Source organism: Bacillus solimangrovi (assembly GCF_001742425.1).
Lineage (GTDB): Bacteria > Bacillota > Bacilli > Bacillales > Bacillaceae_N > Bacillus_AV > Bacillus_AV solimangrovi.
This window is the reverse complement of sequence record NZ_MJEH01000061.1, coordinates 127470-140233: the sequence shown is the minus strand read 5'-3', so window position 1 is coordinate 140233 and position 12764 is coordinate 127470. Positions and strand designations below refer to the sequence as shown.

Below are 12764 nucleotides of genomic sequence, written 5' to 3'. Positions count from 1 at the left end.
CAATTAGACTACTATACGAAGAAGTTAACGACAAAGTCATTCATAAAATTACTACTCATTGCACAGTTACAAGACGTTGAAAGTTTACATTTGCTAAGCGACTATCTTTATTATGATCAACTGCAAAAAGAAATCAACCTGAATTCAATCAGTATTTCTCAGTTGTCACGACGATTAAACGGTATCAATCTCAATATATTTTAACGACTTTTCCTTGATCTAGTCGAACACATTTTTTTCAAAACACACGCTACAAATTGCGACGCCTTTGAAAATTAATTAAGTTATCGCTGTTACTCTAGTCTAATTGTAAATATAAGCTCTCCTTTCCTTTGAACTTAACATTAATTTTTCTGGACTGAACTAACAATCTTAACTATACAATTTATTTCTTAAAAAATTCTTAAATTATTTACATATTTTCAATTAATCAGAAATTTTTACGATTTATATGACTAGTGGTGCATGAATGTAATTTAATTATTATTAATACACGTAATGTTAAATAACTTCATTTTAAGCATAGGAAAAGCCCTATATAATGGATAAAATCAGGTGAAAACCCTACCAAATCGACATGGATCGAGACATCTTTGTTTATGTGTTTACTTTTTTCTCGATGACAAACAAGTAATAAACCTGAAAATTATGATAATATTCAGATGATGCTAGTGTATACCTATGTATTATTAAACTTATCAAGTGAATCACATTCTTCAATTATCAAAACAATCATTTTTTTATATGAATACAAACATAATTTAAAATAGATACAAAATACTCCCCTAAAGGAAACAGATTTATTAATTCACCTGTCCACCTTCAGAGGAGTATATCATAGCAGTAAATGATGACTATTATATTTTTAATTATTCTCCTGTTTGTGCAAAGCGTTCGATTCGTTCACCAATTTCATCACGGACACGTTGGAAGAACATCCATTTCTCTTCCTCTGTACCTTCTGCTTTCGCTGGATCATCAAATCCCCAGTGTACTCTTTTAATATGTGGTGGAGTTACTGGACAATTATCTGCCGCATGTCCACATAACGTAACGATTAATTCAGCAGAATTCATAATCTCTGGATCAATGATATCTGACGTTTGATTCGTAATATCTATATCTACTTCTTTCATCGCTTTAACAGCATTAGGGTTAAGACCGTGTGCTTCAAGACCAGCACTTTTCACTTCCCATTCCTGACTTAAATGTTTTTTTGCCCAACCTTCTGCCATCTGGCTACGACAAGAATTTCCTGTACATAAGAAATAAATCGTTTTTTTAGACATAATTATTCTCCTTTATTAGATGATTAATAACCACATATACAGACCAAGCAATGTGATGAATAACGTTGGAATAGTAAGTATAATACCTACTTTAAAATAATATCCCCAAGAGATCTTTACACCTTTTTGTGAAAGAACGTGAAGCCATAGTAGAGTTGCAAGAGAACCAATCGGTGTAATTTTCGGCCCTAGGTCTGAACCTATCACATTTGCATAAATTAATCCTTCACGAATAATTCCAGTAGTATCAGTATTTGCAATTGCAAGTGCGTCAATCATAACAGTCGGCATATTGTTCATTATTGAGGATAAGATAGCTGCAATAAAACCCATTGATATTGTAGCAACAAATAAACCTTGATCAGCTGCAATTTGTATTACATTTGCTAAAATATCTGTTAACCCTACATTACGCAAACCATATACGACAACATACATACCAATTGAGAAGAATACAACTGCCCAAGGTGCACCCTTAATAACTGTGCTTGTTTTTACGACTGGACTGTTCTGTGCCATTATCAAGAAGAAAATTGCAACAATACCAGCAATGAACGAAACAGGTATTCCAGCAAATTCACTAATAAAATAACCTACCAAAAGGATAACTAACACTGCCCACGACAAACGGAACATTTTAATATCCTTAATGGCGTCTACTGGTTTTTTCAATTGATCTATATTATAGTTTGCTGGAATATGCTTACGATAATACAGATACAATACAATAATACTTGCACTTAATGAGAACAAATTGGGAATAATCATACGTGATGCATACTCAACAAAACCAATTTCAAAATAATCAGCAGAAACGATGTTAACTAAGTTACTTACAACAAATGGCAATGACGTTGTATCTGCGATGAAACCACTAGCGATAATGAAAGGCAAAATCATTTTCTCCTTAAAATCAAGAGCACGTACCATCGCTAAAACGATTGGTGTTAAGATAAGTGCCGCTCCATCATTTGCAAAAAAAGCTGCAACGACTGCACCCAATATAGTTACATAGATAAACATCTTGATGCCACTTCCTTGAGCTGCACGTGCCATATGTAAGGCCGCCCATTCAAAAAAACCAATTTCATCTAAAATGAGTGAAATGATAATTATCGCTATAAATGCAAGTGTTGCGTTCCAAACAATTTCAGTTACATCTATTACATCACCAAAATCAACAACTCCTGCAAGTAAAGCTAACACTGCTCCCCCACAGGCTGAATAACCTATTGACAAATTTTTAGGTTGCCAAATCACAAACACTAGCGTGACTAGAAAAATAACTGATGCTAATATTACTTGTGTCAATATGATGTCCCCCCTTTTAATTACACGAAATACGCAAACCTTATGGTTCTAATTCTTTAATCTTAATAGCATAGTTTGGAAAATGGTTTATTATATCTTTTACTATTAGATAACTCCTATGCCGTTCATTGATTGAATAAACAATCCATTGTTTTTGCCTCTTCTCCTTAATCAAACTATTATCCATTAACTTATAAAGATACGGAATATTAGAAGGTTGGCATATAAACAGAAATCATCTTAGACTTAAAACTCAGTTACTGATAACTTCATATTATCCCCTACGAGCTTTAGTAATCACGATGCCTCCAAAATTTGTTATTCAATCAAGAACACTTCCTTCTTTATGATGAATCAATATAAACAACCTATTATATAATAATATGCTTATATATCGAAAGCAATACCTTTAGCAAATTTTTATCAATCAATCATTTTTGATACTAATAGACTAGATGAATACATTTCAATCCCCATATGAGCTTATTTATTGAATAAGAAAATTACCTATCTTATAATTTATTTATTAACAAATTTTGATATTCGAGGAGAAAAATGATGCCAACGTTAAACAATGACCTTCAAAAGATAACGGATAAATGGAAAGAAACAACTCCAATTGAAGCATGGAACATACTTGAAAATTCCATTAAGGAGATTCAGAGTTTAGGTATTGCAAATGGACCATCTATCGGAAACAAAGTAAAAGATTTCACCTTAAAAAATGCTGAAGGAGAAATAGTAAACTTATATGAAGAATTAAGCAAAGGTCCAGTTATATTAACATTTTATCGAGGCTCTTGGTGCCCATATTGTAATAGACAACTACGTGCATACGAGGAAATTATAAATGAAATCAAACAAATTGGTGCTTCCTTAATCGCCATTAGTCCGCAAACACCAGATAATTCTCTAACCATACAAGAAAAACACAATTTATCATACCATGTTCTAAGTGATACAAAGGGACTAACAGCTGCAAAATATAATATCTTATTCGATGTTCCAAATGATGTTAAAGACGTGTATGAAAACATAGGACTAGATTTAGCTGATTATAACGGTCCGAATAACTGGATGCTACCTGTACCATCAACATTCATGATTGATGAAACCGGTACAATTCGTTTTTCTTATGTGAATCCAAACTATATGGAACGACTTGAACCCGATGAATTGTTAGAAGCATTGAAAACGTTATAATAAAATATTTAACACATTATGAATATGAAAGAGCATTGGGATGAAGAACTACATCCCAATGCTCTTATTTTAAAAAAATATCAAAGTTTGTCCTCTTTAGACCTTCTAGTTATCTTTGAATTGTAAACTGAAACTTCTCCCAACCGCCAATTGAATCGCGATTAGCAATTAATGGACTGTCGCCGCTATCTTCAGCAGTTACATATTTACCATTCGCATTTGCTTGAAGTGAGAATGTTCCATCACCATTATCGATCCATAGGAATTGTTCCCAACCCTGTACTTCACTACGATTTGCGATTAAACTACTTTCACCTTCATCTTCAGCGCTTACAAATTGGTTATTTGCAAGTGATTTTAGTGCAATAAATCCATTACCACCGTCTACAACTTCAAATTCTTCCCATGTACCAACACTATCACGGTTTGCAACTAGTGCACTATCTCCACCGTCTTCAGCCGTAACAAATAACTGATTTGCCATCGATTTAATTGAGATGACTGAACCAATTGGTGCACTTGTACCATTATTCGTTGTTGCATCTTTGTCCCAAATGTATGTGCCCACAGTTTTCGCTGGAATCGTTGTCAAAATTTCTTTACCTTGTGATAAGATTCTAAAAGTTTGATCTGTGCTTGTTTGGTTAATTACAACCGAAACAATGCTATCATCTGGATTTAAGAATGATACATTTGTTACCGTATTTGCAGAACCGTAGTTACTATCAATACGTTTAGCACCCTCTTGAATAAACTTAGAGAATTGACCGATAAAATTATACTCAGGAGTAGCATAATACGTATTTCTATCTGTTGTGCTTTGAATAAACATCGTTGGGTCAGGTGTACCAGTCCATTGTTCTGGTGCAATGTTCTGATCAAGCATCGTTACCCACGCATTATAAGAAATTGCATAGTTACGGAAATATTGAGCGATACGATCCGCACCACTTGTACCCCATACAGTACGTTCTGATACAAGTACATTTTTATTATAAGTATTGTGCACTTTAGTCATTTCTGTTGGTTCACCATCATAATCATGGAATGCGATACTATCTACCGCATTGTTAGCTTCTGAATTTTCTAGAATACCAGGTAAATAATCCATAGCTTGTGCAAAGTTATGATCGAAAGACCATAGTTTCGTATTAATACCATGAGTAGCAAATTCATTGTTCAATGCAATTACTAATTCACGCTCATTATCTGGAGTTAATTGCATGCTTGGATAATCTGGTGCAGCGTATAGAGGTTCATTTTGAATTGTCATTGCATAGATAGGAATACCTAACTTTTCATATTCTTGAACCGCACGGCGATAGTATGCTGCAAGATCACCTGTATTTTCCCATTTTAAGTAACCACCAATTAAGCTATTACTCGTCTTCATCCAAGCTGGTGCAGACCAAGAGCTTGCAAATATTTTAATTGGGTTCCCTGTTTCATGTCCAATCGCAATCGCTTGTTGAATAGTAGCTACGATATTGTAATCAATGTCTTTTTGAATTGAGAATTGACCTGGTGTATCTTCATAAGAGTAAAACTCACGTCCTGTAAAATCAGAAGCACCAAATGTAATTCTCATTAAATTCATTCCAACCCCATTTGTAGGGTCAATCATCTTACGAAGAACTTCATCTCTCTTTTCAGGTGACATTAACGATAAGTTATAAATCGTTGATTCTTCTAAAGAAGTACCAATTCCTAAGATAGACTGGTATTCAATATTAGGGTTTACATTAATCGTTGTTACATTTGCACCACTTTGGTTTGTTAACGGGATATCAGATTGCTTACTCAACTGATATTGTACACCTGACATTGCATAATCAGTATTGCTATACCAATCTGAACTTTTTGGAGCTGTATTGCTAGATTCTGAGCTATAATACACTTCTGCTGCATTCTCTTGTGCATTGACACTAGTGTTACCAACGGAACTAAACGTTAACATAGCAAGAGCAAATACTAATGTATAAATGAACCCTTTATTGCGAACATATTCTAACATTATTATACCTCCCTGATGATTATATTTTTTCTTTGTTTGAGCTATGAACTCAAGGTAATAAAAAAGTCGTCATAAAGGCTGATGTACATGAAGGCTATAAACATTACGTCATTAATAGAATCTTTTATCGTTTACTAATGTACCACCCCCTTCACTGAAATTGTTAAGTCTCTTTTTAAATGCGAAGCTTAACAATTTCAGTTGAGCTGTGAACAAGTTAGAATTAAAATATTCAATTATACGTATTCAAATCCTAAATACACTTCATGATATTAATGTAGTGACCTTACTTCGTCGTCAGTGTTAATAACTTTGCTGACGAATAATGAAACTTCTCTCTAGAAAAATCATAAATTACTCCAGTATTTAAAAACACTGTATTTTCAACAACTAAAGTAGGGTCACCTTCCTGTAATCCTAACAGTGTTGCATCTTCTTGTTCTAATTTATCAGCTGAGATTACTTTATCTGCAAATCCAATGTTCAGTTTCAACTCTTCAGTTATATATTCAAAAATAGAGCCTTCACAAATTTCTTTATTTAGAAAGATGATTGTATCTTTATTGAAATAAGATTCTTCAATAACGAATGGCTCATCATTCAAATATCTCACACGTTTTACATAATAAAGTTTTGTCTTAACCTTACATTTCATTTGTGCCGCTAACTGCTCATCTGCTTCAATCAAATCAAATTCTAGCAGCTTACTAGTCATTTCATCCTCAGGAAATTCTCTCGTTAAACCAACCATGTTTTTCATCGTAATACATCCTGGTTTGGAGAACTCACGTAAAAATATACCACTCCCTTGAACTTGATAGACATAACCTTGATCAACCAATATATCGATTGCTTTTCGGATTGTATTTCTACTTACATCAAATTTCTTCATTAATTCGTCTTCTGTTGGCAACTTAGTATTAAAGGCATACTTCCCCTCTAATATTTCCTTCTCCATTTGCTCAACAACTAGTTTATACTTTACACTCATTTCTCAACTTACCACCCTTATGCAATTAACTTCATATATTGATTTTAAATTAAAGTTCAAGTTTTCTCTACACTATGATGTCCTCAAAAAAAGTAAGCCTTTACATTTTTTTACGCAGAGATTTCCTAAGGTTTACCTGTCGTCATTCTACTTGTTTTAATAACCATCAATGGAGGATCCCCCACTGATGGTTTATTTACTTTTATGCAGCACTCTCTTGTTCTTGATCAGTTGCAACTTTATCAAGCGCTTTCACGAATGGGAAGTAAACAACTACTGCCATTACAAGAATAGCTAACTGCAACACTGCACCTTGCCAGCCTGATAATAAGAAACCTGCAATAATTGGAGGAGTTGTCCAAGGAACTTGAAGTGCTCCCATAGGTTCAATAAATCCAATTACAATCGATCCATATGTCATTAATACTGCAAAAACAGGAACTAAAACGAACGGTATAATCATTAATGGGTTAAATACAATTGGTAATCCGAAGATAATTGGTTCATTGATATTGAATAACCCTGGAACAAGTGACATTTTTGATAACGATTTAACTTGTTGTGAGCGAGCCACAAGCATTGCTGCAATAATTAACCCTAGTGTAATTCCTGCACCACCGAACTTTGCGTAAATATCGACCATTTGAACTGTAACGATTTTCGCATTCTCACCAACTACTAACTTATCACCAGAATCAAGAATCGTTTGGTTAGATAGAGCGTTGGCAGTTAAGATAGGAGCCATGATTCCCATTACAATGTTTGGTCCATGTAAACCGAACCACCAGAAAATTGAGATAATCGCCATAATTAAGATAATACCAATGAGTGAATCAGATAAGTTTTGCATTGGAATTTGTAGAACTTTGTAGATAATTTCAGTCATCGAAATTCCTTGAAGCTTATCACAAATGATATATAGAATCATCGACAACAGAATAATTACAAAACCTGGGATTAAAGCAGAGAACGCGTCTGATACCCCTGTAGGAACACTATCAGGCATCTTGATACGAATATCCTTTTTAATAAACCATGTATAGATAGCACCAACAGCAAATCCGACTAAGATAGAAGTAATCATACCTTGTCCACCTGTCCATGCTTTCGGAATAACACCACCAATTGTTTCACCCGTAGGACTTTCAACAAATGAATTTGTTAAAATTAAGAATGAAATTATCCCTAATATACCAGCGGGAACAGCTTCTATATTGCTAGCTTTCACATATGAGTAAGCGATTCCGAAAACAGCTACAAGTGCTAAAATATCAAATGTTGACCCTACAACTTGATAAAGAGGTGTATCCCAACCTTCACCTAATAAATTAGTCATGAAAGCTTGATAGTTGCTAAACGGTAAGTTTCCAAAAAGTAAGAAAATTGATCCAATAAGTGTAAGTGGCATTGTAAGAACAAAACCATCTTTTAATGCTACAATCGGTTTTGCATTAGAAAACTTCATGATGCCAGGCATTACCTTTTCAAACATCTTCTCAAAACGACTCAATTATAACTCCTCCTCATGATGCATATTATCTTTTGAAATATGGTGGTTCACCATCTTAAAAACTATCATAAGATGGCGAACCTTTCTATTAAACTTTTCTTACATTGTTGCTTAAATTACAATTCTTCTCCTCTAGTTTCAATAATGTGCTTGTACCAGTGGAATGATAATTTTTTCTTTCTTTCTAGGTTATTTTTATGGTCTACATAGATAAAACCATATTGCTTTTTAAAGCCATTTAACCAGCTTAATAGATCAATCACTGACCAAGCATAATAACCTTTTAAGTTAATTCCTTCTTCAATAGCACGTTTTACTACTTTCAGATGTTCTTCAATATATTTAATTCTTGGTACATCTACAATCTCGTTATCGATAATTGGGTCTTCATCACCTAGACCGTTTTCTGTAACATATAATTTCACGTCACCGTAACGCTCTTTTAACATTCTTAAGCCATCAAGAAAGCCTTCAGCAGAAATCTCCCAACCCCATTTTGTGTAGACTTTGTCATCCATCATGACAGTTTTATATACGCCGTCAAAAGATGGGCTACCAGATTTCCCTTTAGAAATCTCACTGAATGATGTAAGGTCAATGGTTTCTTGGAGCTTGGCAACTCTTGCAGGTTGATAATAATTCAACCCCATGAAATCATTAGAATCTGCCATTTCTTTTAACAAAGTTAACTCTTCCTCAGTCCAGTCGGGAGTTAACCCTTGTTCTTCTAATCTTTTCACTACATATTCTGGGTACTCACCTTTTAAGATTGGGTCATAATACCAAAATGTTTGATAGTAGTTTGCATGCATCTCAGCAAATAGATTATCTTCCGTATCATCGATACTATAAGCTGGATTAAATACATGTGTAATTCCAATCTCACCATATTGTTTCAAACTTTTATAGATTTGAACCGCTTTAGCATGTGCAACAAACACGTTATGTGTAGCTTGGAAATATTTCTTCTGGTCATTTTCAAGACCCGGTGGATGAGCACCAAAAATATATCCATGTGTACAAAATACTACTGTTTCATTAAACGTAATCCAATGTTTTACTCTATCTCCAAATGCCTTATAACAAACTTCAGCATATTTTGCGAAAGCATCAATTGATCTTTTATTCGCCCATCCACCATCTTCTTCTAAAGCTTGAGGCAAATCCCAATGATATAGCGTCACAAATGGCACAATTCCATATTTTAAACATTCATCAATTACATTATTATAAAATTCAAGACCTTTATGGTTTACTTCTCCATCTCCATCAGGAATAATTCTTGCCCAAGAAATAGAGAATCGATAAGATTCCAATTCCATTTCAGCCATTAACTTTATATCTTCTTTATAACGATGATAGTGATCTACCGCTACATCACCATTCGTATTTTCAAAGGTTTTACCAGGTATTTTTGAGAAAACATCCCAGTTACTTAACCCTTTTCCGTCTTCGTTCCAAGCACCTTCTACTTGATAAGCCGCAGATGCAGCGCCAAACAAAAAATCTTGTGGAAATCTCATGATCGAACCTCCAGATGTTATTTTTTCACTAGATTTAATGCACTTTCTAATACCTTTGCACCGTTCATCATTCCATAATCCATCGTATTAATTACTTCAACAGGAATATTTTTCGGTTCGCAAACAGCTTTTGCTTTTGTTAGCAAAAACTTAACTTGTGGTCCAAGTAAAGCAACATCAATGTTATCGATAACTTTTTCTAACTCAGATTCAGGATAAGCATTAATTTCAACATCTATCCCTTTAGCTTTTGCTTCATTTTTCATTTTTGTCACTAACATGCTTGTTGACATTCCAGCTGCACAGAACAATCCGATTTTAACCATTATTTACAACCTCCAATTTTTCTTTTAATCCATTAATTTCTTTTTGCATGGAAATAAGGTTATCTAATAATTCTTGAACTAAGATAGCATTCATTAAATGGTCTTGAGCATGGACCATTAGAATTCCTACTTCTATTTGATTACCATTAGCTTCTTCTGTAATTAGGCTCGTTTGTACTTTGTGAGCTTCAACTAATGAAGCTTTTGCTTCTTTTACAAGTTCTTCAGCTTCTTCATATTTATTTTCTTGAACAAGCTTCATTGCTTGATAAAAGCTAGATTTAGCATCTCCAGCTCCAGCAATTAAGCCGAAAATTTTCATTTGCATTTCTTCTGAAATACCCGACATCCCAATCACTCCCAGTTATCATGATGAATAAAATTTATTGGTACAAATATTAATTATGGGTTTATTATAATCCTGCTTCGATGTTTTGTAAACGTTTTATTAACAAAAAAAAATCAAAAATTTACTCTACCTAACATCATTTCACAAATTAAACATAAAAATTACTTTTTTAGTTAATACTCTTTGATCTGATTTCTTCCTTATATTTAAAGATCAACAAATACAAATCTAACTAAAACCAAACATTTTTGAACTGTCTTATTCAATGACTTAACGTGAAACCCTTTCACATATGAGAGAATATTCAATTTGTTTTAACATTAATTTCATACGGACACGCACGAATACGTTATAACGGTCATATTATAGAAAAATCAAACCAGTATGGAGGTGGATACGTTTGTCGGGAATTTTACTTGCAACGTCACATCTACTGAAAGAAGTTTGGTTTTTTGTTTCGTACGTCAAAAATAATGCATTTCCTAAACCGCTAAATGAAAAAGATGAAAAGAAGTACGTTGAACTTATGGTTAAAGGGGACCAAAATGCGCGTAACAAGTTGATTGAACATAACCTTCGACTTGTTGCACATATTGTAAAGAAATTCGAGAATACAAATGAAGATTCAGAGGATTTAATCTCTATTGGCACAATTGGCTTAATTAAAGCGATTGAAAGTTATTCATTAGGGAAAGGGACAAAGCTTGCCACATATGCCGCGAGATGTATAGAGAATGAAATACTAATGCATTTACGTTCCTTAAAGAAAACACGTAAAGATGTATCGTTGCAAGACCCCATCGGACAGGATAAAGAAGGAAATGAGATCTCATTAATAGATATATTAAAATCAGAGAACGAGGATGTTATTGAAGTCATTCAACAAAATCTTGAATTAGAGAAGATCGGTCAGTTTATTCATATTTTAGATAAACGTGAGAAAGAAGTGATTATCGGAAGGTTTGGTCTACAAAAAGGGGATGAGAAAACACAACGGGAAATTGCAAAAGAACTTGGTATTTCTAGAAGTTATGTTTCACGAATTGAAAAACGAGCATTAATGAAACTGTTTCATGAGTTTTATCGAAGTGAACAGCGAAAACGCAAACGAGCCAACTCATAAAAAATGTCCCCCTCCACTGTTATGCTTAGGGGGACACTTTATTTCCATTATTGTTCTGTTTGTATTGACTGTTCTTGCTGTTGAACTGGTAAAGCATCGATATATTGTTCTAATGTTAGATTTTCGGAAAATAAGATTTGAGCAACTTCCTTTCCTACAAAACGAATATGCCACGGTTCAAATTGATATCCTGTTGTTTCTTCTTTTCCTTTTGGATAACGAATAATAAAGCCATATTCATGTGCATGTTCCCGAAGCCATTTTCCCTCATTTGTATCCTCAAAGCTTTCCAATAACTTAAAGTTCATTTCTGCGCTCGTTACATCAATTGCAAGCCCTGTTTGATGTTCACTTTGTCCAGGTATTGCCACCGCTTCATTAGCCTTCTCTTCTCCTACTTGCCTTACTTGTGCCTGATAGATTTCTGCTTGTCTTTCATAAGAACGATAACCTGATGCAGCTACGAGACTAAGACCTTGCTTCTCTGAAGCGGCAAATAATTCTTCTAACGCAGCCGCTGCATCTTGACGCATATGTTTCTTTTGAATCACTTCTTCAAAGTAAAATGGTACATTCGGGACAACGAGCTGCTCTGGTTTGTAATCGGATGGTAAATAATTCGTTTTATTTACGAGTACGAGCTGATTTTCTGGGTTTGCGATTACCATTTTACCATTTATGACCTCTACAAAAGTTGTTTCAACATCTACATCAGATTGTGTCATGTCAATTTGTGACGTATCATCATTGATCGTTGTGGAATTTTCTACATCAATTTGAGACTCTACATTTACAACTTCTTGTTGCTTATCAACTATTATTGTTTCCTGCTCATTCACATTCTGTTGCACTTGTTCTTCAGTATGTACAAGGTCACTACCTTTTGCTACACATCCTGCCAAAATTAATAAAGTTAATCCACTTAAGGAAACCATCCATATTTTACGATTCACATCAAACATCTCCTGCTGTTCAATCAATATTATTTCAAACTTAATTATTGTTCAGAATCATTAAAAAAGCTCTAACAAAAAAAATTAACTAAGTATGAAAACGAAAGATAAGTTATCTAATAACATTCGTTCGTTAGTAATGTAACAACTACTTAAATCTATACTATCGAAC

General features: G+C 33.9%; 11 protein-coding genes and 1 pseudogene. 3 read left to right on the top strand and 9 right to left on the bottom strand.

The window, feature by feature from the left end:
* A pseudogene (locus tag BFG57_RS18490) lies at window positions 1-201 on the top strand (IS4 family transposase); the annotation flags it as partial.
* A gap of 668 nt (window positions 202-869) precedes the next feature.
* Here the strand turns inward: BFG57_RS18490 and arsC are convergent.
* Together arsC and BFG57_RS16295 are read right to left on the bottom strand one after the other, a co-directional pair.
* On the bottom strand, window positions 870-1289 hold the full coding sequence (gene arsC / locus BFG57_RS16300) for an arsenate reductase (thioredoxin) (RefSeq protein ID WP_069718550.1): 420 nt from the start codon (window positions 1287-1289) through the stop codon (window positions 870-872).
* Between the two features lie 15 nt (window positions 1290-1304).
* Window positions 1305-2600 (bottom strand): arsenic transporter, encoded by a 1296-nt coding sequence (locus BFG57_RS16295; RefSeq protein WP_069718549.1) that lies wholly within the window; start codon window positions 2598-2600, stop codon window positions 1305-1307.
* A gap of 558 nt (window positions 2601-3158) precedes the next feature.
* Between BFG57_RS16295 and BFG57_RS16290 the strand changes: the two genes are divergently transcribed.
* The gene (locus BFG57_RS16290; protein WP_083249303.1) at window positions 3159-3803 is read left to right on the top strand and encodes a peroxiredoxin-like family protein; all 645 of its coding nucleotides are present in this window, start codon (window positions 3159-3161) and stop codon (window positions 3801-3803) included.
* A gap of 109 nt (window positions 3804-3912) precedes the next feature.
* Here BFG57_RS16290 and BFG57_RS16285 read toward each other — a convergent pair whose 3' ends face one another.
* From BFG57_RS16285 to BFG57_RS16260, 6 genes are all read right to left on the bottom strand, one after another.
* The gene (locus BFG57_RS16285) at window positions 3913-5817 is read right to left on the bottom strand and encodes a glycoside hydrolase family 30 beta sandwich domain-containing protein (RefSeq protein ID WP_069718547.1); all 1905 of its coding nucleotides are present in this window, start codon (window positions 5815-5817) and stop codon (window positions 3913-3915) included.
* Between the two features lie 286 nt (window positions 5818-6103).
* The gene (locus tag BFG57_RS16280; protein ID WP_069718546.1) at window positions 6104-6808 is read right to left on the bottom strand and encodes a GntR family transcriptional regulator; all 705 of its coding nucleotides are present in this window, start codon (window positions 6806-6808) and stop codon (window positions 6104-6106) included.
* Between the two features lie 202 nt (window positions 6809-7010).
* On the bottom strand, window positions 7011-8318 hold the full coding sequence (locus tag BFG57_RS16275; protein ID WP_139125172.1) for a PTS sugar transporter subunit IIC: 1308 nt from the start codon (window positions 8316-8318) through the stop codon (window positions 7011-7013).
* A 116-nt stretch (window positions 8319-8434) separates the two neighbouring features.
* Window positions 8435-9841 carry a glycoside hydrolase family 1 protein gene (locus BFG57_RS16270; protein WP_069718545.1) on the bottom strand — a complete coding sequence of 469 codons (1407 nt, stop codon included), beginning with the start codon at window positions 9839-9841 and terminating at the stop codon, window positions 8435-8437.
* A gap of 17 nt (window positions 9842-9858) precedes the next feature.
* Window positions 9859-10167, bottom strand: coding sequence for a PTS sugar transporter subunit IIB (locus tag BFG57_RS16265; RefSeq protein WP_069718544.1), 309 nt, complete (start codon window positions 10165-10167; stop codon window positions 9859-9861).
* Window positions 10160-10516 carry a PTS lactose/cellobiose transporter subunit IIA gene (locus tag BFG57_RS16260; RefSeq protein WP_069718543.1) on the bottom strand — a complete coding sequence of 119 codons (357 nt, stop codon included), beginning with the start codon at window positions 10514-10516 and terminating at the stop codon, window positions 10160-10162. Before BFG57_RS16260 ends, BFG57_RS16265 begins: the two co-directional genes overlap by 8 nt.
* A gap of 400 nt (window positions 10517-10916) precedes the next feature.
* On the opposite strand from BFG57_RS16260, the gene sigK reads away from it, so the two are divergent.
* Window positions 10917-11639 carry an RNA polymerase sporulation sigma factor SigK gene (gene sigK, locus BFG57_RS16255; protein WP_069718542.1) on the top strand — a complete coding sequence of 241 codons (723 nt, stop codon included), beginning with the start codon at window positions 10917-10919 and terminating at the stop codon, window positions 11637-11639.
* A gap of 47 nt (window positions 11640-11686) precedes the next feature.
* On the opposite strand, the gene BFG57_RS16250 is transcribed toward sigK, so the two are convergent.
* Window positions 11687-12592 carry a M15 family metallopeptidase gene (locus BFG57_RS16250; protein ID WP_245676778.1) on the bottom strand — a complete coding sequence of 302 codons (906 nt, stop codon included), beginning with the start codon at window positions 12590-12592 and terminating at the stop codon, window positions 11687-11689.
* Window positions 12593-12764 lie beyond the last annotated feature (172 nt).